The 23,886-nt window shown below is 68.6% G+C and carries 21 protein-coding genes and 1 tRNA gene; 18 read left to right on the forward strand and 4 right to left on the reverse strand.

The window, feature by feature from the left end:
• The first annotated feature begins 12 nt into the window (after window positions 1–12).
• From folP to VFX14_02120, 10 genes are read left to right on the forward strand one after another with little or no spacing between them, the layout of a single operon-like run.
• Entirely contained in the window at window positions 13–867 is an 855-nt protein-coding gene (gene folP, locus VFX14_02075) for a dihydropteroate synthase (protein HEU5188456.1), read from the forward strand.
• Window positions 864–1,697: a diadenylate cyclase CdaA gene (cdaA, locus tag VFX14_02080; GenBank protein HEU5188457.1), complete on the forward strand. Its 834-nt coding sequence runs from the start codon at window positions 864–866 to the stop codon at window positions 1,695–1,697. Before folP ends, cdaA begins: the two co-directional genes overlap by 4 nt.
• The gene (locus VFX14_02085; protein ID HEU5188458.1) at window positions 1,694–2,083 is read left to right on the forward strand and encodes a CdaR family protein; all 390 of its coding nucleotides are present in this window, start codon (window positions 1,694–1,696) and stop codon (window positions 2,081–2,083) included. Before cdaA ends, VFX14_02085 begins: the two co-directional genes overlap by 4 nt.
• The gene (gene glmM / locus VFX14_02090; GenBank protein ID HEU5188459.1) at window positions 2,080–3,432 is read left to right on the forward strand and encodes a phosphoglucosamine mutase; all 1,353 of its coding nucleotides are present in this window, start codon (window positions 2,080–2,082) and stop codon (window positions 3,430–3,432) included. Before VFX14_02085 ends, glmM begins: the two co-directional genes overlap by 4 nt.
• Window positions 3,429–3,884 carry a holo-ACP synthase gene (acpS, locus tag VFX14_02095; protein HEU5188460.1) on the forward strand — a complete coding sequence of 152 codons (456 nt, stop codon included), beginning with the start codon at window positions 3,429–3,431 and terminating at the stop codon, window positions 3,882–3,884. Before glmM ends, acpS begins: the two co-directional genes overlap by 4 nt.
• 2 nt (window positions 3,885–3,886) lie before the next feature.
• Window positions 3,887–5,446, forward strand: coding sequence for an NAD(P)H-hydrate dehydratase (locus tag VFX14_02100; protein HEU5188461.1), 1,560 nt, complete (start codon window positions 3,887–3,889; stop codon window positions 5,444–5,446).
• Window positions 5,443–5,877 (forward strand): tRNA (adenosine(37)-N6)-threonylcarbamoyltransferase complex ATPase subunit type 1 TsaE, encoded by a 435-nt coding sequence (tsaE, locus tag VFX14_02105; GenBank protein HEU5188462.1) that lies wholly within the window; start codon window positions 5,443–5,445, stop codon window positions 5,875–5,877. Before VFX14_02100 ends, tsaE begins: the two co-directional genes overlap by 4 nt.
• Window positions 5,874–7,199, forward strand: a complete 1,326-nt coding sequence (locus VFX14_02110; GenBank protein ID HEU5188463.1) for a VanZ family protein — start codon at window positions 5,874–5,876, stop codon at window positions 7,197–7,199. The genes tsaE and VFX14_02110 overlap by 4 nt, the downstream gene beginning before the upstream one ends.
• A gap of 32 nt (window positions 7,200–7,231) precedes the next feature.
• Entirely contained in the window at window positions 7,232–7,924 is a 693-nt protein-coding gene (gene radC, locus VFX14_02115; protein ID HEU5188464.1) for a DNA repair protein RadC, read from the forward strand.
• Complete coding sequence (locus VFX14_02120) at window positions 7,921–8,367, forward strand: VOC family protein (protein HEU5188465.1); 447 nt, start codon at window positions 7,921–7,923, stop codon at window positions 8,365–8,367. Before radC ends, VFX14_02120 begins: the two co-directional genes overlap by 4 nt.
• Here the strand turns inward: VFX14_02120 and VFX14_02125 are convergent.
• Together VFX14_02125 and VFX14_02130 are read right to left on the reverse strand one after the other, a co-directional pair.
• Window positions 8,353–8,595 (reverse strand): hypothetical protein, encoded by a 243-nt coding sequence (locus VFX14_02125; protein HEU5188466.1) that lies wholly within the window; start codon window positions 8,593–8,595, stop codon window positions 8,353–8,355. The genes VFX14_02120 and VFX14_02125 overlap by 15 nt on opposite strands.
• 315 nt (window positions 8,596–8,910) lie before the next feature.
• On the reverse strand, window positions 8,911–9,909 hold the full coding sequence (locus VFX14_02130; protein HEU5188467.1) for a hypothetical protein: 999 nt from the start codon (window positions 9,907–9,909) through the stop codon (window positions 8,911–8,913).
• Window positions 9,910–9,986: 77 nt separating this feature from the next.
• Between VFX14_02130 and VFX14_02135 the strand changes: the two genes are divergently transcribed.
• The 7 genes from VFX14_02135 (at window position 9,987) to VFX14_02165 (ending at window position 19,049) form a co-directional block, all read left to right on the forward strand.
• Entirely contained in the window at window positions 9,987–11,390 is a 1,404-nt protein-coding gene (locus VFX14_02135) for a hypothetical protein (protein HEU5188468.1), read from the forward strand.
• A 64-nt stretch (window positions 11,391–11,454) separates the two neighbouring features.
• Window positions 11,455–11,530: transfer RNA gene (locus VFX14_02140), tRNA-Val, on the forward strand.
• 123 nt (window positions 11,531–11,653) lie between these two features.
• Window positions 11,654–12,454, forward strand: coding sequence for a hypothetical protein (locus tag VFX14_02145; protein ID HEU5188469.1), 801 nt, complete (start codon window positions 11,654–11,656; stop codon window positions 12,452–12,454).
• Window positions 12,455–12,663: 209 nt separating this feature from the next.
• Window positions 12,664–15,861 carry a tetratricopeptide repeat protein gene (locus VFX14_02150; GenBank protein ID HEU5188470.1) on the forward strand — a complete coding sequence of 1,066 codons (3,198 nt, stop codon included), beginning with the start codon at window positions 12,664–12,666 and terminating at the stop codon, window positions 15,859–15,861.
• A gap of 85 nt (window positions 15,862–15,946) precedes the next feature.
• Window positions 15,947–17,068, forward strand: coding sequence for an ABC transporter permease (locus VFX14_02155; protein ID HEU5188471.1), 1,122 nt, complete (start codon window positions 15,947–15,949; stop codon window positions 17,066–17,068).
• Window positions 17,065–17,739 carry an ABC transporter ATP-binding protein gene (locus VFX14_02160; GenBank protein HEU5188472.1) on the forward strand — a complete coding sequence of 225 codons (675 nt, stop codon included), beginning with the start codon at window positions 17,065–17,067 and terminating at the stop codon, window positions 17,737–17,739. The genes VFX14_02155 and VFX14_02160 overlap by 4 nt, the downstream gene beginning before the upstream one ends.
• Window positions 17,736–19,049 carry an efflux RND transporter periplasmic adaptor subunit gene (locus VFX14_02165; protein ID HEU5188473.1) on the forward strand — a complete coding sequence of 438 codons (1,314 nt, stop codon included), beginning with the start codon at window positions 17,736–17,738 and terminating at the stop codon, window positions 19,047–19,049. Before VFX14_02160 ends, VFX14_02165 begins: the two co-directional genes overlap by 4 nt.
• A gap of 30 nt (window positions 19,050–19,079) precedes the next feature.
• Here VFX14_02165 and VFX14_02170 read toward each other — a convergent pair whose 3' ends face one another.
• Window positions 19,080–21,671, reverse strand: coding sequence for a hypothetical protein (locus VFX14_02170; GenBank protein HEU5188474.1), 2,592 nt, complete (start codon window positions 21,669–21,671; stop codon window positions 19,080–19,082).
• Window positions 21,672–21,796: 125 nt separating this feature from the next.
• Between VFX14_02170 and VFX14_02175 the strand changes: the two genes are divergently transcribed.
• Complete coding sequence (locus VFX14_02175; GenBank protein ID HEU5188475.1) at window positions 21,797–22,582, forward strand: PEP-CTERM/exosortase system-associated acyltransferase; 786 nt, start codon at window positions 21,797–21,799, stop codon at window positions 22,580–22,582.
• A gap of 34 nt (window positions 22,583–22,616) precedes the next feature.
• Here VFX14_02175 and VFX14_02180 read toward each other — a convergent pair whose 3' ends face one another.
• Complete coding sequence (locus tag VFX14_02180; GenBank protein ID HEU5188476.1) at window positions 22,617–23,681, reverse strand: SGNH/GDSL hydrolase family protein; 1,065 nt, start codon at window positions 23,679–23,681, stop codon at window positions 22,617–22,619.
• Between the last annotated feature and the right edge of the window lie 205 nt (window positions 23,682–23,886).

Genomic DNA, 23,886 nt, shown 5'->3' on the forward strand with positions numbered 1-23,886 from the left:
TCGGCCAGAGCGATGAATCGCGCGTCCCTGGCGGGGCTGATGCTGGGGGACGGGCGCGACGTGGCGGTGATGGGCGCCCTCAATCTGAGCCCTGACTCGTTCTACGCGGGCTCGGTCATGACCTCCCGGGACGCCCTGCTCGCCGCCGCCGACTCGATGGTCAGCCAGGGCGCGGCCATCCTCGACGTCGGCGCCATGTCGACCGCGCCCTATCTCGCTGGCGAGATCGAGCCGGCGCAGGAGGCCGACCGCCTGGGCGACGCCCTGCAGCTCCTCGTGGGCAAGCTCGGCGTGCCCGTGTCCGCGGACACGAGCCGGGCCGAGCCGGCGCGCGCGGCGCTCCAGGCGGGCGCCCGGATCATCAACGACGTGCGCGGCCTCAGCGCCGACCCGGGCTTAGCGCGGGCAGTGGCGGAGGCGGGGGTTGGGCTCATCGTGATGGCCTCGGAGCGCGGGGGCCACGAGGGCATGGCCCCGATCGACACGGTGACCGAGCTTCTGGCGGAAAGCCTCACCCTGGCCGCGCAGGCCGGCATACCCGCCGAGCACATCGTCGTCGATCCCGGCATCGGCTTCTTCCGTCGCCGGGGCATGCCCTGGTACGAGTGGGACTGCCGCATCCTCGGCGACCTCGGCGCGCTGCGCGCGCTGGGCCGGCCCCTCTGCGTGGGGGTCTCCCGCAAGTCCTTCATCGGCGCCCTCGACCTGCGCGCAATCGAGCCGGCGGACCGGCTGCCCGGCTCGCTCGCCGCCACCGCCGCCGCCGTGCTCGGCGGTGCGCACCTGATCCGCACTCACGACGTGGCCGCCACCGTCCAGGCGGTGCGGGTCGCCCAGGCCATCGGCCGCACGGGTGGCTGCGCATGAGCGCCGTGCTGGCCGTCATCCAGTCGTTCCGGCTGCGCGACGCGGTGGACATCATCCTCGTGGCGGTGGTGATCTACCGCGTGCTCGTGATGTTCCGCGGCACCCGCGCCGTGCAAATGCTGGCGGGGCTGGGGGGCCTCATGATCGCCTCCTTCCTCGCCCGCCGGCTCGACCTCTTCAGCACGAGCTGGATCCTGGAGAACTTCTGGTCGGTGTGGGTGCTCGCCCTCGTGGTGCTGTTCCAGCCCGAGTTCCGCCGGGCCCTGGCGCAGATCGGCCAGAGCCCGCTGCTGCAGGCGCTGCTGGGCGCCCGCGGCGAGCAGCAGGGGCATGTGATCGACGATGTGGTGAAGGCGGCGGAGTCGCTCGCGGCCAAGCGCATGGGGGCGCTCATCGTCCTCGAGCGCTCCACCGGACTCCGCAACTACGCCGAGCTCGGGGTGCCGCTGGACGCGCTCGTTTCCTCCGACCTCCTCGTGAGCCTGTTCCTCCCGTACTCGCCGCTTCACGACGGCGCCGTGTTCATCCGCGACAATCGCGTGGCGGCGGCGGGCTGCTTCCTGCCGCTGTCCCGCAACACGCAGCTGGGTCGCGCGCTCGGGACGCGCCATCGCGCCGCGGTCGGGCTATCCGAGGAAACCGATGCCGTGGTGCTCGTGGTGTCCGAGGAGAGCGGTCGCATCTCGCTCGCCGTGGGCGGCCACATGGAGAGCCCGCTGGACCGCGAAGCGCTGCGGCAGCGGCTCGGCGATCTCTTCGCTCTCGCCGGCGCGCCCACGCCCCGCCGCACCGGTTTCCGCCTCCCCGCGTGGGAGTGGCTGCGCAAGTGAGGCGCCTCCTCCGGCACTGGGAGCTCAAGCTGGCGGCGCTGGTCCTCTCCTTCGCGCTTTGGGTCTTCGTCATGACGTCCGAGAAGGCCGAGGTGGTCATGGCGGCTCCCGTGGAGCTCGACGCCATCCCGCAGGGCCTGGAGGTCGTGGGCGACCGGCCGGACAGCGTGGACGTGCAGCTCCATGGTCTCCGCGCCGTCCTCGCCCGCGTGGGTCCCGAACAGGTGCGGGCGCACGTGAGCCTGGCCGGGGCGCGGGCGGGCGAGGTGGTGGTCCGCCTCGTGCCCGACCAGATCTCCGCGCCCACCGGGGTGACAGTGCTGCGCGTGAGCCCCTCCCGCGTGCGCGTGGTGCTCGAGAGGCGGCGCGCGGAGGTCCGTCCATGAGTCGCCTTTTCGGCACCGACGGAATCCGCGGGCTCGCCAACGCCGAGCCCCTCACCACCGAGCTGGCCTTTCGCCTGGGTCGCCAGCTCACCGCGACCCTGATCGAGCACCACCGCGTGTTGAAGGTGCGCCTGGTCGTGGGGCGGGACACGCGGCAATCCGGGCCCATGCTGGAGGGCGCGCTGGTGGCGGGCGCGATGTCGGCGGGCGCGGACGTGTTCGCGGTGGGCGTGCTGCCGACCCCGGGCATTGCGTATCTCACGCGCTATCTCGAGGCGCACGGCGGCGTCGTGATCTCGGCCTCCCACAATCCGTACGAGGACAACGGGATCAAGATCTTCTCCTCGGAAGGCGCGAAGTTCCCCGACGCGTGGGAAGACGAGATCGAGAGCCGCCTGCGCGGGCCCGACCACGCCCCCAAGCCCACGCGCGCCGACGTGGGGCGGCTCATTCCGTACCGGCACGAAGCGGAGGCGGACTACGCCGCGCACGCCGAAGGCACCTTCCCGTTCGACCTCCGCGGCCTCCACCTGGTGCTCGACTGCGCGCACGGCGCGACCTACCGGGTGGCGCCGCGCGTCTTCGAGTCGCTCGGCGCCAAGGTGACGGTGCTGGGGGCGGAACCCGACGGGCAGAACATCAACCGTGGGGTGGGGGCGCTGCACCCGGAGAGCCTGCAGGCCCGCGTCCGCGGATTGGGCGCCGACCTCGGCGTGGCCTTCGACGGCGACGGCGACCGGCTCATCTGCGTGGACGAGACGGGCGCGGCGCGCGACGGGGACTTCGTGTTGGCGATCTGCGGCCGGCACCTGGCCGCGCAGGGGCGTCTGACCGAGCGGGTCGTCGTGAGCACGGTCATGGCCAACCTGGGGCTCGAGCACTCGCTGCGCGAATCGGGCATCCGCGTGGTCAAGACCCAGGTGGGCGACCGCTACGTCCTGGAGGAGATGGTGCGCATCGGCGCGGTGCTGGGCGGCGAGCAGTCCGGCCACCTGCTCTTCCTCGACCACGCGACCACCGGAGACGGCATCGTCTCCGCGCTCCAGGTGCTCGCCGTGATGCGGGAGACCGGTCAGCCGCTGTCCGCGCTGGCCCGCTGCCTCACGAAGTTCCCCCAGGTGCTCGTCAACGTGCCCGTGCGCGCCAAGCCGCCGCTCGATTCCATCGAGGGACTGCATCCGCGCATGCAGAGGCTCGAGGGCGAGATGAACGGCGCCGGTCGCATCCTGCTGCGCTACTCGGGCACCGAGCTCTTGGCGCGCGTCATGGTCGAGGGGCAGGAGCAGACCCAGATCGAGAGCATCGCCCAGGAGCTCGCCGGCATCATCCACCGCGCCATCGGCCCGTGAGCGCGCCCGCGGGGGAGTCGATCCGCGGCATCGGCGTGGACCTGGCGAAGATCGACCGGTTTCGTCGCATCGTGGCGCGGTGGGACGAGCGCTTCATCCGCCGCGTGTTCACCGACGGCGAGATCGCCTACTGCCAGCGGCATCGCGATCCCGTGCCGCACTTCGCCGCACGCTTCGCCGCCAAGGAAGCGGCGCTGAAGGCGCTCGGCACCGGGCTTTCCATGGGCGTGAGCTGGCGGGAGCTCGAGGTGCGGCGCGAGCGAGGGCAGGCCCCGACCATGGCGCTCTCCGGCCGTTCGGCCGCCATCGCGCAATCGCGCGGAGCCACCCGCGTCCTCGTCTCGCTGACCCACGACGGCGACTACGCGTTCGCCCAGGTGATGCTGGTCGGCGAGGGCCCCGCGCCGGGTCGCGGCGGTCCCGCACCTGCGCCGCGCGCCGCCGGAGCCTGACGGTGCGACCGGTCTTCACCGCGGCGGAGATGCGGGCGCTGGACGCCCGCGCCATCGCGAGCCTCGGCATCCCCGGCCCGCGGCTCATGGAAAACGCCGGCACGGGAGCGGCGCGCGTCATCGCGCGTCGCTGGGGCCCCCTGCGGCGCCGTGACGTGGTGATCCTCTGCGGCAAGGGCAACAACGGCGGCGACGGCTTCGTGGTGGCGCGCCGGCTGCGCGCGGCGGGAGCGCGCGTGCGCGTCTTCCTCTTTGCCCGCCGCGCGGAGGTGCGCGGCGACGCCGCGCTCGCCCTTCGTCGCTGGAGGGGCCGCGTGGAGGAGGTCGCCAGCTCCGCGGGCGTGACGGCGGCGACCGAGGCTGCGGGGCGCGCGGACATCGTCGTGGACGCGCTGCTGGGCACCGGCGTCGAGGGACCCGCGCGCGGCCTGATGGGCGACATGATCGCGCGCCTCGAGACGCCACGGCCCGCGGGGCGCCGCGCGCCGCGCGTGGCCGCGCTGGATCTGCCCTCGGGCCTCCCGTCGGATCACGGCGCGCTCCCCGGCCCGACCGTGCGCGCCGACCTGACCACGACGTTTGCCGGCCTCAAGCGCTCGCTGCTGCTCTATCCCGCCGCCGCCCGAGCCGGCGAGGTCGTGGTGGTTCCGATCGGCATCCCCGAGCCCGAGGTGGGGCGTGGGATCCGCACCTTCGCGGGCGAGGAGGCGGACGCGCGCGCGCCCTTCGGCCCGCGCCCGCCCGACGCCCACAAGGGCACCTACGGCCATCTCCTCGTGGTGGCGGGCTCGCTCGGAAAGACCGGCGCGGCGGCCCTCGCGTCCCGCGCGGCCCTGCGCGCCGGCGCCGGTCTCGTCACCGCCGCGGTCCCGGCGTCGCAGCAGCCGGTCGTGGCGATGCTGGGCGCCGAGTACATGACCGAGGCGCTGGCCGAGCATCCCCACGGGTTCCTGGGCCGGGCCGCGGCGGCCCGCGTGCGCGAGCTCGCCGAGACCATGGATGCGGTCGCGCTGGGACCGGGGCTCTCGCTCGCGGACGAGGCGCAGGCCCTCGCGCGCGAGCTGATCGCCTCGCTGCCCCGCCCGATGGTGGTGGATGCCGACGCGCTCTCAGCCCTCGCGGGCCATCTCGCCCTGCTCAAGGACGCGGCGGGCCCGCGGGTGCTGACCCCGCATCCCGGCGAGATGGCGCGGATGCTCGGCGTAACGGTCGGGGATATTCAGACCGACCGCCTCGAGCGCGCTCGCGACTTCGCCGCCTCGCACCACGTCTGGCTCGCCCTCAAGGGCGCGGGCACCGTGGTCGCCGGGCCCGACGGCACCGTCTGGATCAATCCCACGGGGAATCCCGGGATGGCCAAGGGAGGCTCGGGCGATGTGCTCACCGGGATGACCGGGGCCTTCCTCGCGCGCGGTCTCGAGCCACTGGCCGCGCTCCGCGCCGCCGTGTACCTGCACGGCATGGCGGGCGACCTCGCCTGCGATCTCGTGGGCGAGGAGGGCATGATCGCCGGCGACATCGTGGAGGCCATTCCGCGGGCCCTGACGCCGGCGCGCGGATGAGCGGGCGCGAGCGCGTCGCGCGCAGCGTCGAGGAGACGCAGGCCGTGGGCGAGGCGCTCGGCGCGCGGCTGGGGCCGGGCGCGGTGGTGGCGTGCGTGGGTGAGCTGGGGGCAGGGAAGACGTGCTTTCTCCAGGGCGTCGCCCGTGGTCTCGGCGTGACAACCGACGTCACCAGCCCGACCTTCGTGCTGGTCAACGTCTATCGCGGGCGGATGCCCGTCTATCACTTGGATGCCTATCGCACCGAGAGCCTGCTCGAGGTCGTGGACCTCGGCCTCGAGGAGATGCTGGACGGCGACGGCGTGACCTTGATCGAGTGGGCGGACAAGGTACGGCCGCTGCTACCGGCGCGCGCCATCGTGGTCCGCATCACCGGCCTGGGCGACGAGCCCCGGCGCATCGAGGTGGAGGAGCCGGGAGCCGAGGCGTGACGCCGGAGCCGGGAGACGCGGGCGCGGCCCGGCGGGCGCGCCTCGTCCTCCTGGTCTTCGCCGCGTTCGTCGTGTACGGCTCCTTCTTTCCGTTCTCGTTCCGCGTGGATCCGGTCGAGGTGCAGCGGGACCTCGCGGGCTTCTGGTCCACGCTCGCGTTGTTCGACGCGCGGGGGCGGCGGCTCTTCTCGATCGCCGATCTCGTCAGCAACGTGCTGCTGGGGGTGCCCGTGGGCGCACTCCTGTTGCTGGGGGGCCTCGTCGGACGCGGGATCGTGACGCGCGGGGCCGGCGCGCTGGTGGTCGAGGCGCTGTTCGCCGGGACGGTCGAGGTCGGGCAGATTCTCGCGCCGACCCGCACCGCCTCGGCGCTCGACGTCCTCGCGCAATCGGCGGGGGCGGTCGCCGGCGCCCTGGGCGCGCACGGCACCGGCACCGCGGCGGCGCGCAGGCTGGAGGCCTGGCTCGCGACGCGGCTGCGCGAGCGCCCCGCCCTCGTGGTGGTGGCCGTCCTCGCTGGCCTCGTCGCCGCCGACGCCCTCTATCCCTACGCCGTCACTCTCGACGTCTCGACGGCCTGGGGCAACCTCCGCCGGGCCCAGTGGCAGCCGCTGGCGACCCTCTCCGGGCGTCCCTGGGGCCCTCTGCTGGTCGATCGACTGCTGCCCTATGCCGGGATGGCCTTTGCCGCTCGCTGGGCCCTTGCGGCGCCGTCGGCGTCCCCCCGGCCGGGGAGCGGGACCGCCGTGGCGCTCGCGCTCCTCCTCTGGGCGGCGGCCCTCGAGGGCGGCAAGCTCTTGATCGTGGGACGGGCGCCGAGCGTGGACAACGTGCTCGTGGCCGCCCTGGGTGTCCTCCTTGGGCTCGTGGCGTTCGCGACATGGGCGGGATCGACGAGGGCGGCCGGCCGTGGGGCGCGGGCCGTCGTCGGGCTCACCGGGGCGGCGCTCGTCTACCGCGAGCTGGCGCCGTTCGACTGGGTGCTCACGCGCGCCCATGCCGCCGCCAAGTCGGGGCGCATCGAGTGGATCCCGCTGGCCTCCTACTTCTACGCGGATCCCCAGAGCGCGCTCTTCGATCTCTTCACCAAGCTCGTGTGGAGCGGCGCCTTCGGCGCCTCGCTGCGCGCCGCCGGCGCCCACAGGCCGTGGGCCTGGACGCTGGCCCTCGGCCTGGTCCTCGAGAGCCTGCAGGTCGTCCAGGTCTCGCACGTACCCGCGGTGGGCGATGTCCTCGCGTTCGGCGCGGGAGCCGCGCTCGGCGCGCGTCTGCTCGACGGCGTCCGGCGCTGGCGCCCGGATGTATCCATCGCAGGACATTGACCGGCGGTGGCGCCGCGGCGCACAGTCGCAGCATGCCCGGCGGGACGCGGATCGAGGAATGGCCCCTCGAAGAGCGCCCGCGCGAGCGCCTCTACCATCAGGGCCCGGCCGCCCTCGCCGACGCCGAGCTGCTCGCCATCCAGCTCGGCGCGGGCACGCGCGGGCGGAACGTGGTGGAGCTGGCCCGCGATCTCCTCGTGAGCTACGGCTCGCTGTCCGCGCTCGCGACGCGCGGGGTCGCCGAGCTGGCCGGCCGGCCGGGGCTGGGCCGGGCCAAGGCGGTGCGGCTGGCCGCGGCATTCGAGCTCTCGCGCCGGCTCCGCTCGCGAAACGGCCACGGGGCGGGACGTGCCCTGCTGTCGAGCCCGGCCGAGGTCTACGCGCGCTACGGTCCGCTGATGGAGGACCTCGACAAGGAGGTGTTCCGCATCGCCTTGCTCGACGCGCAGAACGGGCTCCTGCGCGACGTGGTGGTGTCAGAGGGCACGCTGTCCGCGAGCCTCGTCCACCCCCGCGAGGTCTTCAAGCCGGCCATCGTCGAGTCCGCCGCCTCGCTGATCCTGCTCCACAACCATCCCAGCGGCGATCCCACGCCGAGCCGCGAGGACCTGCGCCTCACCCGGCAACTGGTAGAATGCTCCCGACTGCTGGAGCTGCACATCCACGACCACGTGGTGATCGGGCGCGGGCGCTTCGCGAGCCTGGCCGAGCGGGGGGAGCTATGAACGTGCACGGCGTGGGACACGTCGTCTTGAAGGTGCGGGACCTCGACCGGTCGGCGGCATTCTACACGGGCGTGCTCGGGCTCAAGGAGGTGGGCCGCCTCGGCGACCGGATGGTCTTCTTCTCCGCCACCGGCCGCAATCACCACGACCTCGCCTGCCTCGCGGTGGGCGCCGACGCGCCCGCGCCGCCGCCGGACGCGGTCGGGCTCTACCACGTCGCCCTCAAGGTGGGCGACAGCCTCGAGGAGCTGCGCGAGGCCAAGGCCGCGCTGGACCGGCACGGGTTAGCCATTCGCCAGGTACGGGACCACGAGGTGAGCCAGTCGATCTACCTCGACGATCCCGACGGCAACATGGTGGAGCTCTTCGTGGACGCCGACCCGGCGATCTGGGCGGCGAACCCGGCCGCGGTGGCGCAGTCGCGCCCGCTAGCCCTTGGCTAGGCGCTCGACTTCCTTCTTGGTCATCGACGGGATTCGCGCAAGCAGACCCTTCACGCGCCGCTCGGAGGCGTGGTCCGCGAGGATCAGCTTCTTCGACTTCGTCCCGTTCACGATGTAGGCGACCCAGTCGTCCAGGCTCGGGGTGCCGCGCCACGCCACGGTGAGCCCGCTGAGGCGCATGCGCTTCTTCCCTTCGACCTTCGCGAGCGGCTTTCGACTCGCCTCCATACTTCCCGTCCCCTCATCTTCGAGTGCACCGCAGGGCTGCTCGCCGGCTTCACGCGTGCGCGGCGTCGAAGCCGCTCGCAGAGAGCACAAACTTAGGAACCGTGCTCGGTCGTGTCAAGAATTCGTTTCGCCGCTGAAAATGCGCCTTCGTGCGCACGCATGACGCGGAACACGCGTCAATGCTGGCCTCCGTCATATACCTCGTAGCGGTGGACGGCCGGAACGTCACATTCTCGCGACGTCTTTGTGAAGGGGCGTCAAATCGTCCTATTTTCGCGGCTGTGGATGCCTGTGGATAAGTGGATAACCTGGGGACTATTTCTGGTCGGCCGCCAGGGCCTCGAGGATTCGCCGGGCCAGGAGAGGGCCCTCCGTGATGAACGCCGTGAAGTAGCCGCACGCGTCGGCGCCGGCGGCCAGGGCCTGCCGGGCGGTGTCGGGCGAGTGGATCCCGCCGGTGGCGATGATCTCGAGCGCCCGCCCGAAGCGCGCCCGGAGGCTCCGCACGTTCTCGAGCATCGCGGGAAAGATGGCGGGGCCGGAGAGGCCCCCCGCGCGCTGCGAGAGGCGCGGCTCCTCGATGCGGTGCGTGTTCCCGTAGTTCACGATGGAGAGCCCGGCGTCGAGCGCGGCCGGCACGATCGAGCGGAGGTTCTCCTCGTGGAAGTCCGGCGAGAGCTTCACGATGACGGGCTTCAGCGTGGCATCCCGCACCGCGGCGAACACCCGGCGCAGCTCGGATGGCTTCTGCGACCATTCGTAGACGAGCCGGGTGTTGGGGGACGAGATGTTGATCTCGACGAGGTCGCCGTACGGCGCGAGGCCCGCCACCACCTCCACGTACTCCTCCGCGGACTCGCCCGCGGCGGCCACGATGAGCGGCACGCGGTGCAGCAGCCCGGCGAGCGCGCGCTGATACGCGGCCAGCCCCGGATTCTGAAACCCGTTGCAGTTGACGAGGCCCCGCCCCGCCGGGGAGTCGTGCCGCACGAGATTCGGGGGCGGGTGGCCGGGGCGCGGCCGCACCGTGATGCTTTTCGCGGTGACCGCGCCGAAGCCGAGCCCCATCGCGCGCCGAAGGATGCGCGTGTCGTAGTACATCGAGGACAGGATCAGGGGGTTGGGCAGGCGTACCCCGCCCAGGGTGATGGCGAGGCGCGGGTCGTCCAGGCGGAACAGCGAGAGACGATCGAGCGGAGTCAGCCGCAGCGCGCGCTGCCCGAGGGCGATCGCCGTGCGCTCGGGGAGCCGCGCGAGCACGCCGTGGTAGAGCGCGCGGTACACGCGATCGGCGACACGGGCGGTGGCGGCCAATTCGCGGGGAGGATACCCGAGTCCGGGGCCCCTCGCAGGAATTTCAGACGTCGCCGGCGTATGTTAGCCTCCAGGACATGCACCGTCGCACCTTCCTCAGTGCGGTAAGCGCCGGCCTCCTCGCCGCGCCGCTCGCAGCCGAGTCGCAGGAAGCGCGGAAGCCGTCAGGCGGGACCAATCCCATCCCCGTGAACACATGGACCCTCGTCCCGGCATTGCCGGAGGGCACACCGTCGACCACGCGCGCGGGCAAGCACATGCGCGTGCTCTGGGATTCGCGGCGCAGCCGGCACGTCATCACGGCGGGCGATTCCTTCGGCAGCGACGCCGGGCAACCGGCCGTCAGGAGCTTCGACGCCACCACCGGGCTCTCCACTATCCTCTCGCCACCGTGCATCCCGGCGCCGGGTCTCATGCCGAACTGGCCCGATAACGTCGGGTGGTGCCACGACACGAAGCGGGACAAGTACCTCATGTTCCGCGGGTTCTACTTCTGGAACCAGCCGAGCGGGCAGCGCCCCAAGGCCACGCTTACGCCCTCCGCGACCACGGGCACGATCACACTCACGCAGGGCGACGGCAGCAACCGCCCGTTCGAGTCGTGGATGGTCGGGAAGCGCGTGCCGCAGTATAACGCCGCGGGCGGCTCCACGGTGATCGCGCACGCCACCATCACGGAAGTCACCTCGCCCACCGCCGTCGTCGCCACGGTAGGGCTCGCCTTCGCCAACACCAACCCCATCGTCTCGGAGGCGTGGGGCATCGAGAAGATCCGCGGCGGCCGGGCCGATTCGATCTGTGGTCGGAACTTCTACGCGGGCGACACCGGCATCATGAACGGCGACTGCATGTATAGCCCCGCGAGCAACCAGTGGGAGCGGCCGACCTGGCCCGAGAGCCCGGTCGGGCTCGGAAGCGATTCCGCAGGCCCGACTCAGGCCGTATACGACGAGCCATCCGACTCAGTCTATATGCTCAAGAGCGGGGCGGGCATGATGATTCTTCACCGTGCGACCGATACGTGGGAAGTCATTCCCTTCGGCCGTGGCGCGGCAAGCCCCAATGTGTACCGTTCGCAGCTCGTGGTCGCGAATCGATCAGTGTGGGCCTTCAGCAACCGCGGCAAGGGCGCCCAAGCGTTTATCGAATATGTCATCGCCAGCAAGTCGTGGCACGCCTACAACGTGAGCGGCTACGTGGGCACGTTGGATGAGTCGGAGCCGCAGCTCGTGCACGACGATGGGTCGAACGTGCTCTTACACGTGCGCGCCGAGAACCTCACGTCGGACGCGACGCATTTGCACATCTTGAACTTGGCGACAAAGGCCCTCACGGTGCGTCCGATTCCGGTCATCGAGGGAGAGTCGGTCAAGCAGGGGATCACGTTCTGGGATCCACCAACGGGCTCCCTGGGCATCTTCGGTCGCGTCGCGCACAGCGTCCCCGGCAACCCCTGTTACCACTACCGCTACGCGCCATAGGAGCGAGCCATCCACCACGACGGAGGTTGACGCGCCTCGCGTAACCCTGTAGCTTTCCAGACGCGGACGATTAGCTCAGTTGGCAGAGCACCGGCCTCACATGCCGGGGGTCGCTGGTTCAAGTCCAGCATCGTCCACCACTGATCGCGATGAACCCGGAGGGTGACACGCCCCTCCGGGTTTCGTCTGTGTGACCTCTTCGACGCTGTCCCCATTTGACACGGCCTCGACGGCGGTGGATAGTCCGGGTGAGGACACAGAGTGTGAGCGGCCAAAGCCAGACGGCGCGTCTCAAGGACACCCGGATCGGCACAATCGGGCGTCAGACGGTGTGGGGGGTTGCCCGCCAGTTCGAGCGTCTTCGCTATCTCATGTGGTGTCTTCCTCGGAGACCTGACCACTTCGTGGGGGGCATCCGGCTACTCGGTGCCTACAAGCAGCGCGGCTGGTTCCAGTCGCTCAGGACGCACGCTCCCGTGGACCGGAGCGGGAAGTCACTCCCCTGGCTCACGTACGCGGCAATAGACTGGCTCGATAGCGTCCTCCGTCCCGAGCATCGGGTGTTCGAGTACGGCATGGGCGGCTCGACCGTATGGATGGCGGCGCGCGTCCAGTCGGTCTCGAGCGTCGATACCAACGCGGAGTACGTCGCGCACTTTCCCGTCCCCCCGAATGCCCACGTGACGATCGCTGAATGCGGCGGAACGCGCGTCCACGCGGAGCCGGGTGATCCGTACGTGTCGACCATCGAACGGCAAGAGTCACCCTTCGACGTGGTGCTCATCGATGGCGCCGCCCGATTGTCGTGCGTGGAGCCCGCTCATCGGGCACTAGCCCCCGACGGCCTCATCATTTTCGACAACACCGATATACCGACGTATCAGCCGGCGCTGCGACAGCTCGGCGACCTGGGCTACCTCCGCATCGACTTCTTTGGCACGCGGCCGCTGTACAGCATGCTGGGATGCACGTCTGTTTTCAGTCGGGACATGGCGAAGTGGCTGCGAAACGCCACCCCCCCCCACTACTGGGGGCGGTCGATCAGCGAGTTCCCCTGGCACTAGTAGGTTACTGACGCGGAGCGAGCCGGACGGGCCCCTGCCTGGGCTGAGGCTCGGGCAGGGCCGGGGGGACGCAAGGTTTCCGTAGAATCAGGTAGATCCGAGTCGCCCCAACCCCCCTTACTGGGGGGCCGTCTCATGTTAGAGTTTTCTCCGTGCCCTCCTCGTATCCCGTCGAGCGTACGCGGGTGACCAGCCGGCACTCGTTGCTCGTGAAGATCGTCGCCGCGCTTGGGCTGGCGCTCGTCGTCGGTGCGGGCACCGCCTGTACGCAGAGCCCCGAAGTCAGAAAGCAAAAGGCGGTGGAGCGCGCCGAAACCTATCTCAAGGAGGGCAAAGCGAACGAGGCGATCATCGAGCTACGGAACGCGCTCCAGATCGACCAGGACTACGTGCCCGCCCTGCATGCCCTGGGACGCGCCTACGCCGCCAGGGGCTGGTGGGGCGATGCCATCCGCGAGTTCGGCCGGGCAGAGAAGGCTGCGCCCAATTCACTGGCCATCGCGCAGGACCTCGGTCGTGCCATCGTTGAGGCGGGGGCGTTCGCAGACGCCGATGCCCAGGCCACCAAGATTCTCGCGAAGCACCCCCAGGACCCAGTCGCGCTCCACATACGCGCAGCGGCGTGGCTGGGGCAAGGGAAGCCGCGGGAGGCGCTCGAGCTCCTCGACGGCCTCCTGAAGGGAGGCCAGAGCATCCCCGGGGAGACTGCTCCACGGCGCGCGCAGGCCCTCCGGCAGCTCGGGAAGGCAGCCGAGGCCGAAGAAGCGCTTCGTACGGCGGTGAAGGAAAATCCGAAGGACGTTCGTAGCCTGCTGGGTCTTGCGGGCTTCCACCTGTCACGGGGTCAGTTCGCTGAGGCCGAAAAGCTCTACACCCAGGCCAAGGCGATTCAACCCGCCAATCCGGAAATCGCCATGGGGCTCGCCGCGGTCGCGGCGGGCAAGAACCAGCTCGCCACCGCCATCAAGATCCTCGAGGCAGTCGAGGTCCGTGCGCGCACGCCGCGGCTCGTGCTCATGCTGGCGAATTTCTATCTCCGGGCGGATCAACCGACCAACGCGAGCGCGCTCCTGGTCGCCATAGTGGAACGTGCACCCAACTACCGCCCGGCTCGGTATCTCCTAGCCCGCGCATACCTGGCCGGGAATCGTCCTCAGCTCGCCGCGGTGCACTTCGAGGAGCTTCGCAGGCAGTTGCCGGGTGAGGTCACGATCCAGTTCTTCCTGGCCCAGTCCTACGCCCGGGCGGGACGGGCCCGGGAGGCCCTCGCCCTCTTGGACGGCGCGGCTCCGAAGATGGCCAAGGAGCCCCGGTTCCACGTCGAGCGCGGCCGAGTCCTGCTGGTGTTGGCGCGTCTCGACGAAGCCTTCAAGGCGGGCGCCACCGCCAGCGAGCTGAATCCGGAGCTGCCTCAGCCATACCTGCTCATGGGGCAGGTCCGGGCTCGCCAGGGTAACACGAAGGCCGCGCAGGACTATTTCGCCAAGGCTGCGAACGTCGACGCGTCATCCGCTGCGGCACACGTGGCGCTGGGGCGCTTGCGCGCCGCGGAGGACGACTTCGAGGGGGCCTCCCGGGAGTTCGATGAAGCGGTCAAGGCCGACCCGAAGTCGGTGGGCGCGGCTCGCGTCAAGGCGAGCAGCCTCATCCGCCAGAAGAAGATGAAGGAAGCGATTGAGTTCGCGGAGAGCTCCGCCAAGGCCCAGCCGAACGAGGGCGGCTTTCAGACGCTTCTCGGCGCCGTCTATCTGCAGGGCCGGCAGTACGAGAAGGCGAAGGACGCCTACCAGCGTGCCGTGCGTCTAAGCCCGCGGGCTTCGGAACCCCGGATGGGGCTGGTCACTATCGCCATCTTGCAGGGCAAGGAGGAGGAGGCATCAGAGCAGCTCCGGGAGGTGTTGAAGGAGCAGCCGGACCACCCCGCCGCGGTCCTGCTGCAGGCCGGCATGTTGGAGCGCGCGGGCCGATACGACCAGGCCATTTCCGTGATCGAGAATTCGCTCAAGGTAGCCCCAATGCAGACGGCGCTCGCGGTCCAGCTGGCCGAGCTGCTATTGCGCACGGGCCGCTATGACGCGGTCGTCGGGCGCACGACCGAGATCCTGTCCCGGAACCCGGACGCGACTGGGGCCCTCCTCGTGCGCGCCCGCGCGCATCTGGGACGGCGGGACTGGGACGCCGCCGTGAAGGACGCGACAAGCTACGTGCATCTCAACCCGACGGACGCTGGGGGGCACGTGGTTCTCGGGCGCGCGTACTTCGGACAGAGGCAGATCGCGGAGGCCCAGGCCGCTTATCGCGAGGCGCTCAAGCGCAATCCCCAGCTCACGACGGCCAAGGAGGAGCTGGCTGCGGTCAGCGGCGAGAAGCCCGACCCCGCGGAGACTCAAAAGAAGATCACCGCGCTGCGGGCGGCGGTGGAAAAAACCCCCAAGAGCGTCGCCCCTCGCGAGGCGCTGGCGCGAGCGCTGCTCGCGAACGGCGATACCGCCGGCGCGGAAGCGCAGCTCAAGGTGATTCTGGACCAGGCCGCGGGACACCTCGATGCGAATCTGCTGATGGCTCACGTCCGTTTTCAGCAGGGAAAGACCGACGATGCGGTGGCTTACCTCCGCGCGGCCCAGCGCACGAGCCCCGACAATCTCGAGGTCAACGCCGCACTCGGACGATATCTCGTCGCGCAAGGGCGCCGCGAGGAAGGGCTCCGACATCTCGAGGCGGCGCTCCGCGTTAATCCACGACTCCCCGACATCAAGCTCGAGGTTGGAAGCCTCTACGCCCAGATCGGACGGTACGCCGACGCGCAGCGCTTGGCCGACGAGCTCGATCGGGAGTGGCCCAAGCAGCCCGAACCCCTGATTCTCAAGGGCAATGTCCTGCTCGCGCAGAGGGACTACAAGGCGGCCGGGGAGGCGTTCTCCGGCGCGATCAGCCGAGGGCCCAACTATCCAGGGGCGCATCGAGGACTCGCCCAGAGCATGGAGGCCCTCGGTCAGACCGACCGCGCGATCGAGTCGTATCGCAAGGCGCTTCAACTCAACCCGAACGAAGTGATCTCGTTGAACAACCTGGCCTGGATCCTGCTCGAGACGAAGAACCAGCCCGACGAGGCGCTGCCCCTGGCGACGAAGGCCAGGCAGCTCGCCCCCCGCTCGATCGAGGTGGCGGACACGCTGGGCTGGGTCTACTACCGCCGCGCAGACTATGTGGAAGCCGCAAAAGTGCTCAACCTGGCGCTCGAGCAGGCCCCCAACAATGCCCAGCTGCAGTACCACCTCGGCCGGACGTATACGAAGCTGGGCAAGAAAGACGACGCGGTGGCCTCGCTCCGACGGGCAGCCCAACTGGACCCTAAGCTGGCTCAATCCCAGCGGATCGCCGACCTCATCAAGGAGCTGGGCGGCTAGCTGCCTGGTCGGCACGAAGTTTTAATTAATCCAGGGGCTTGAATATACTGTCTTTGTGCCCCGATGGGGGTGCTGACGACTACATATGGTTGACATTGCCCGCAAGAACCTCTTTCACGATCGAACACGATTCCTCATCACCATCGTCGGGGTGACCTTCTCGGTGGTGCTGATCTTCTCCCAGTTCGGGATCTACCTGGGCTTCATGGAGAACGCCTCGATCATCATCGATAACACGCAGGCCGACATCTGGGTGACGTCGAAGAACTCCTCCAACTTCGACTTCGCCGTGCCGTTCGCCGAACGGAAGCTCAACAAGGTGCGACAGACGCCCGGAGTCGTCTGGGCCGACAATCTCCTGCTCGGCTGGGCCAACCTGCGACGGAAGGACGGCGGCCAGGAGAACATCGCCCTCATCGGCTTCAATCCCGACACTGGGGTGGGGGGGCCGTGGCGGCTCGCATCTGGAGACCTTCAGTCGATGAAGGCGAGCAAGGCCATCATCGTGGATGAGTCGGCCTACGGAAAGCTTGGTGTCCTGCAAGTCGGCGACCAGGTCGAGATCAACGAGCAGCGGGTGCGCGTGGCGGGGATCAGCCGCGGCGTGCGAGGGTTCACCACCCTCCCCTACGTCTTCACCTCGTTCCGCGCCGCTCAGATCCTCGATCCCTTCGCGCGCGAGCGCACCGCATTCATCGTGGCACGGGTCGCTCCCGGCTACGAGCCACATGAGGTCGCCACTCGTCTCCGCGAGATCCGGGATGTGGACGTCTACACCAGGGACCAGTACTCGTGGAAGACACGTCTGTACTGGACGTGGGAGACGGGAATCGGGGTGGGCTTCGGGATCACGGTTCTGATGGCGATCATCGTGGGCGTGGTCGTGGTCAGCCAGACCATCTACAGCGCGACCATCGAGCATCTGCGCGAATTCGGCACGCTCAAGGCCATCGGTGCCACGAACCGGGATGTGTACGTGATCATCCTCAAGCAAGCGCTGATCAATGCCCTCATCGGGTACGGAGTGGGCCTGGCGCTGAGCCTGTTCGCGGTGCGCGTGCTCCGTACAACGGGGACGATCCTGGTCATCCCCTTCGAGCTCATGGTTGCGGTCTTCGTGCTGACGATCGCCATGTGTACGGCCGCCTCGGTCGTGTCTGTCCGCAAGGCGCTGAGCGTGGATCCGCTGGTGGTGTTCCGCTCGTGAGCGCGACGCTCGAAGCCGAGATGGTGACCAAGATCTATCGGGAAGGGGCGTTTGAGGTCCCCGCGGTCCAGGACGTGAGCCTCTCCGTCCGCTCGGGCGAGGTGGTGGCCATCCTGGGCCCCTCGGGGAGCGGCAAGACCACGCTCCTGTCGATGCTGGGCTGCATGCTGCGGCCGACTTCGGGCACCATCACCATCCACGGCGAGCGCGTCTCGGATCTCGACGAGTCCGAGCTCCCATGGGTGCGCCGGCGCTACGTGGGCTTCATCTTCCAGAGCTTCAACCTCTTCGCCGCGCTCTCCGCGGCGGAGAACGTCGAGGTGGTGCTCCAGCTCAAGGGCCTCGAGCGGCGACCGCGCCGGACCGAGGCCCTGCGGCTCCTGGACCTCGTGGGCCTGGGCAAGCGGGCCGACTTCCTTCCGCGCGACATGTCCGGGGGTGAGCGCCAGCGTGTGTCTATCGCGCGTGCGCTCGCCGGCGATCCGCCCCTGATCCTCGCCGACGAGCCCACCGCCAACTTGGACGCGAAGAATGGAGAACAGGTGATGAAGATGCTCCACGCCGTCACCCGGTCCGACGGTCGCACCGTGATCATCGTGACCCACGATCACCGCGTTATGCCCTACATCGACCGCAGCGTCCGTATCGAGGACGGAAGGCTGGTGGCATGATGGACATGGTCAAGCGCTTCGTCCTGCTCCTCCTGCTCGTGGGGATCGTGGTGGGGGGTGGGGCCTTCGGTTTCGGCGAGTGGCGACGAGGACAGGCCGATCAGACGGTGACGGTGCGGGTGGGGAAGATCCAGCAGACGGTGGCCGCCATCGGGCGCGTCGAGCCCTATACGGAGGTCACCCTCGCCAACAAGATCCCCGGGCGCATCCGCGAGGTGCTCGTACGGGAAGGTGACCTCATCAAGCGGGGCCAAGTCGTCATCCGCTTTGACGACGCGGAGCCAGCCGCTGGCGTGCTGATGGCGGAGGCACGTGTCCGCACCGCACAGGCTGATGTGCGGCGAGCGGCGCGAGCCGTCGAAAGCGCCCGGGCGCGATGGATCGAGGCCAAGAGCGGCGCTCGCCCCCAGGAGATCGAGCGAGCGCGCGCTGAGCTCGCCGAGGCCAAGGAGCATCAACAGTTCTCCGAGGTGGAACGGGCCCGCATGAAGCGCCTGATGGACAGCGGCTTCGTCGCGCGGGCTCAGTACGATGCCGAGGCGACCAATGCCGAGGTGTGGCGCGCACGCGTGCGGGTGGCTCAAGAGAACCTGAATCTCCTCCTCGCCGGCCCCAAGGCGGAGAAGGTGGCGGCAGCATGGGCCCAGGTGCAGGAGGCCGAAGCCGAGCTGCGGCGCGCGGAAAGCCAGGTCCAGCAGGCGCAGGCGGAGCTGGGAGTGGCCCGGGCCACGCTGGGCTCCACCGTCGTGGAGTCGACGGTGGATGGCAAGGTCACCCGCAAGCTCGTGGAGCCCGGGGAAGCGGTGGACGTCAGCATGCCGCTCATGGTCCTGGGGGACCTGCAGAAGGTCATCGTCAAAGCGGAGGTCGACGAGACCGACGTGGGCAAGCTCTCCCTCGGCCAGAAGGCTGAGATCTCCGCCGACGCATACCCGGGGCGGGTCTTTTCCGGACTGGTCTATGAGATCGGGCAGGCGGTGGGGAAGCGCAAGGTGCGGCCGGAAGATCCCGCCAAGATCCAGGATATGAAGGTGCTGGAGACCAAGATCGAAGTCGTCGACGGCGCCGAGGATCTCAAACTCGGCATGACGGTGGAGGTTCGCATCCTCGTCGCGAATAGGGATCAGGTGCTGGTGATCCCCAGGCGCTTGGTCCCGCCCGGGGCACGTGAGGCCACCGTTCGGGTCCAAGGCCGGAACGGCGACGAGCCGCGTGTGGTCCGGTTGGCCTCGCGTGACGACGAAAACGTCGAGATCCTCGACGGGCTCCGCGCAGGTGAGCGTATCGTAGTGACGACTCGAGGCCGTTAGCCTCGGGGCGTCACCGCTCCGCAATCTCTGTCAGCCGCGGATGAGCCTCAGCGTCCAGTAGTGCGTGGGCGGGGGCGTCTGGGTGCCATCCAAGAGCGTCGCCCTGTGCCCACCGAGAAGCACCAAAGCCCCACGATCGCTGTCGAAGCCGGCCACGTTGCCCTTGAGCGGCGGAGCATTCGTTGGACGGGGCACCACGGTCCACCGGTGGCCCAAGTCTACGTGGCAAAGGTACACGGCCGAGATGTCGCCGCCGAGGTTGGGGATACGTGGATGAATCAGGATGCGGCGAATGGGGTCGAAGACGAGCAGCTTGTCGACTCCGCCATCACCCACGCTGGGCCAGACATACCCGGCCGGGAGGGGAAGCCGCTCGGCGGCCCCCGTGTCGACGTTCACACGCAGCAGACGCGCCTCGAATACATTCTTGATCGTACCGTCGGGCTGCCGAATGCCGATTGTCGAGCCCGCGACCACGTAGACCGAGCGCCCCTGAACATCCAGGGCAGGCTGGCTGAGCGTGGCGAAGGTGTTGGCGATGCGACGGCTATCGGTGCTGGAGGCATCCCCAAGCCTCCGGAGGCTCCAGGTGTTCGTGGCGAGATTCAACTTCTGAAGGTTGTTTCCGGTCGCGCCACTCCAGAAGAACCGGACCACCGTGTCGCGCAGCGGGTCATAGAGTCCAAAATTCGTCACCTGATCGCCCCCGTAGCCGTCGGGAGGGAAGGGCCAGGTGGGGGGGTTCCATGAATTCGTGGCGAGATTGAAGACGCCGCCCTCCTTCGCGAAGGTCCCGTCTGCCTTGAGGTGCTTGAGAATCCGGTTGTCGTCCCGCCCGCACATCGCCTTCACGCGGAAGAAGTCCATGAAGAATCCCGGCATGATGAGCATGCGGTCGCGGTGAGTGTCGTACACCCAGGTGACGTTATCGGGAAACGACGGGAGCCAGTCGGGATACGGACGGCACATTGGCGACAGCCGCGTAGCGCCACCGCCCGCCGTGAAGGCCCAGACGCTGGGATTCCCGTTGTCGGACTCCTCCCGATCGCCCCCCGTGACGACCAGGCGCTTACGCTTCGTGTCATACACCATTCGAGCGTGCTTGCCGCCTGTCGCCATCGGTCCCTGTCCCCTCGCCCAGAGCGGGAAGGCATCCCATCGCGCTGTGAGGTCGGTGTCGGGTACATGCACGCTCGCCGTGAAGGGCGTGCCGGTCGGAGACGGGAACGACGTCGGTGGGATGGGAGTCGGCGTTGGAGTCGGGGTCGGAGTCGGTGTGGGGGTCGGGATGGGAGTGGGGGTGGGAATCGGTCCCGAGGTTGTCGGAGTCGGGATCGGGCTGGGCAGGGGGTTCGGCACCGGCGTTGGCACCGTGGTCGGCGGATTGGAGGATGGCAACGCGATGGGTCCCCACGGAAGCGGGAAGGACCAGACGTTCTCCTTGGCCGATGTCACCACGTAGAAGCGCTCGTTGTGGACGAACGCGCGCTTCCAGGTCCCGTTAGCGTTCGGCTTCGGCGGCGTCGAGCCCGTCGTGGGATCGTGCCGCGTCCAGCGGCATTTCGGCTGGGTCGTGAGCCCGCAGTCGTGCGGGATCAGCGAGTACATGGCTCCCCGCTGATTGTCGGCCGAGGGCCCGAACGCCACGAGTCGACCAGATGTGAAGGTGCCCCCGACTCCAGGCGTCGTTTCGACCTCGGTGTTGCCCTCGGTGAGCAACGTGCGCTCCTTCGCCCCCGGGTTGGTCAGGTCGAGCATCTGGATGCCGGGCGCCATCGTGCTGCTGCGGTCGATGCGATACACCTTGCGCCCCGCGGAGTCCAGGAACAGCGTCGATTGGAACGCGTTCCGCGCCGGGGTCGAGACGAGCGTCGTGTAGGTGTCGGTCGACGGGTTATAAAGCACCCAGTTGCCGGAGAACCTCAGGATCAGCCGATTGGCCACCGGATCCCACACCGAAGCACAGCCGTAGCCACCGGGCCGGACATTGCGCCGCTCATACTCCTTGGTGCCCGTGTTCCACGACCACACGACCTGGGGCACGGAAAGCCCCGCTGGAGACCAGAAGATTCCTCCGCCCGAGTAGACACGCTTGATCCCCGGGATGTAGGCCTCGCAGTCATAGGTATGGACGGATGCGGGTGACCCGTCGAGATATGTCGGGCCATAGATGGCGCCCGCCGGGCCGGGGATGGGAACATAGGCCGTCGAGGGTGCTCGGAGCAGGCTCCACCGATTCGTCGAGAGGTCGAACGCCACCACGCCGTTGTGAGCGCTGTCGGCGTGGCCGCCGTGCCGAACGAACAGCAGCCGCCCGGCATCCGTGTCGAGTGCGGCGCTGTTCCAGGCCCCTATCATCGCGGCCGTCCCCATGCTCATCCCTCCATGCGGCAGGTCGGGGACGAGCTTGGTGCCATCGGAGGCTTTCGCCTGATCGAGGCTGGTGCCGGGTATCTCCGTCCATTGCGCCGATGCGGGGACGGCAGCGAGTGTTGCGACCGCGGCGATCCCCAGAGTAAAGACTCGAATGAATGAAATCATGATGGCTTGGAGCCTCCGTGCAAGCGCGCTTGCATGATAAATGCGCGGCCTTACGATCGGCCAGCGCGCCCACTCTGCCATCAACACGTCCCTATTCAAAATCAAATCCGCCAATGAAATCAGGATCGTAGTTGTCAATCGGTGTCTGAGAAAACGGCCTTGCGAGAACAGGACTTAGGGGCTTACCATCGACTCAGGTCGAGCCCTTGCGGACCAAGATTCTCCGCGAAGCCGGAGTCTTTCACCCTGTTCGGCGGATTTGCGGGGGTGCCGATACGTCTTCCGAGCCGGTTCATCCCACGCGCTACTTCGACTTCAAGCGTCTTGAGCGTCTCGAGCCGAGCAACGGTCTATGGGATGACGTGCAGCAGCTGCGCTACGCAGTCTACTGTGTGGAATGCAAGTACCTCGATGCCTCACGCTACCCCGACGGGCGAGAAACGGACGAGTACGATCCGCACTCGGTCCACTTCGCCGCCACGAACGAGCGCCAGGAAATGGTGGCGACGTTGCGTCTCGTGCGTGACTCTCATCTGGGGTTTCCGCTCGAGCACCACGCGGGCAGCCTCTCGGCCGACTATCACAAACTTCCTCGGAAGGCCACAGCCGAGATCTCCCGCTTGATCCTAGCCAGGAGCTACCGGCGCCGCGCCAACGACGGTCTCTATGGCCAGGAGCTTGGTGAGACCGACGCCGCAGCACGCGCCGAGGCGACCTACCGACGTAGCCAGTATCCCCTCATCCTGTTCGGGCTTTTCAGAGAGATGTACGTCGAAAGCGTGCAGATGGGACTCGAGTATTGGGTTGCCGCCATGGAGTCAGGCCTCCAGCGCTTGCTGTCGAAGTTCGGGCTGGGGCTTCACCAGGTCGGCGAGCCGATGAGCTACTACGGTGAAGTGATCCCGTACTACGCGAGCATTCGGCAGCTCGAGCAGTTCGTAATGCAGAGCCGCCCCGACGTCTTCCAGTTCTTCACGAACGCCCGCAGCTGACGGCCCGACCGGGTCGTCGCGGCGGTCTGACTGCCTACCGGCGTTCGACTCGCCGCGCGGCGCGCCCTCGACGCCACCGGCCGACCAGCAGCATCACGCCGGCCAGCAAGAGGGCGGCGGTCGGAGGCCCCGGCACGACGGTCTCGGTGAGGCCCAGCCCCAGGAGGCGATGCGCCTCCGTGGTGGGGTGCGTGAAGTCGAAGAAGACATACCCCGGGCAACCGGCGAGCAAGGCGTCCAGGTTCTCGACACACTGATCCGTCGTGTTGGTGAAGCCAAAGGCGCTCGGATTCGCCAGCACCGCGTTGAAGGCGCTGAAGGTGTCGAAGACATCGATGTCCACCGACAAGCCCGCCTGCTGGAGCCCCGTTTCAAGCGCGCCCATCGCCTGAAAGAGCCCCGCCCTGAAGCCCTCCGCAAGCACGCGGAGGTCGTCTTCCAGGCCCGTACCGCGGAACTCCGGCGTCGCTCCGATATCGACCATGTTCGGAATCAGAAAGTGCTCGCCGCCGGCCAGTGCGAGCGTCTCCACGATGGCCGTAAGGTTGCCGACTGCGGTGGCCGCCGCCTGGGCGACGTCGCCGCCGGTGAGCTGCGCGAGCACGAGATCATTGGGGCCACCCCACACGAGGAATAGCGTACTGGAAAGGTTGACCGGCGGGCCGCTTGTCAGGAATTCATTCATTTGTGCCGTCAAGCCGGTGTGCTGAAGCGCGGCGATGGAATGGATGCCAAGGCCCACCGGCGTGTCGGTCTCCCAGCTCACGTTCTTGTCCCCGGTTGTGGCGCCCCCGACCGCGTAGTTCGTGCCACCCGGCGTGCTGGCAGGCAGCAGGGGCAGGCCGAGAGCCGCCGCGAGGTATTCCGGCGCCACCAGACCGTTGGAGAATCGCTGAGCGTACGGAGGCGAGGGAGGATAGACGCCCCCGCTCAACGCGAACGCACGTCCCGAGTCCGCGAGGCTGTCGCCGATTACGACGAGCGACGTGAACGGCCCTGCCCCCGCCGGTGTAGGAGCGAGGGTCAGGCCTATCAAAAGAGCCAGAAGCGCAAGTCTAGCCACGCAGTCCTCCCTGTTTCTTGGTGAAAGGCGCTCCATTGTGGCTCGTCGTCGGGAAGGATGCAAGGCGAGCGCGTCAAAACTACATCGTCACAGGATGGCACGCCCCATGCTCTGCGCTCGGAGTACCCCTGGGGCCAACCGGGGCCCCAAGCCTATTTTTTGGGTGGACGCATCATTGCCTCCCGGGAGAAAATTGGAAGCAGGCACGTCTAGAGTTCCTATAGTGCGCGGGCCAGGGGAC

This window comes from Candidatus Methylomirabilota bacterium, from assembly GCA_035764725.1.
GTDB lineage: Bacteria > Methylomirabilota > Methylomirabilia > Rokubacteriales > CSP1-6 > DASRWT01.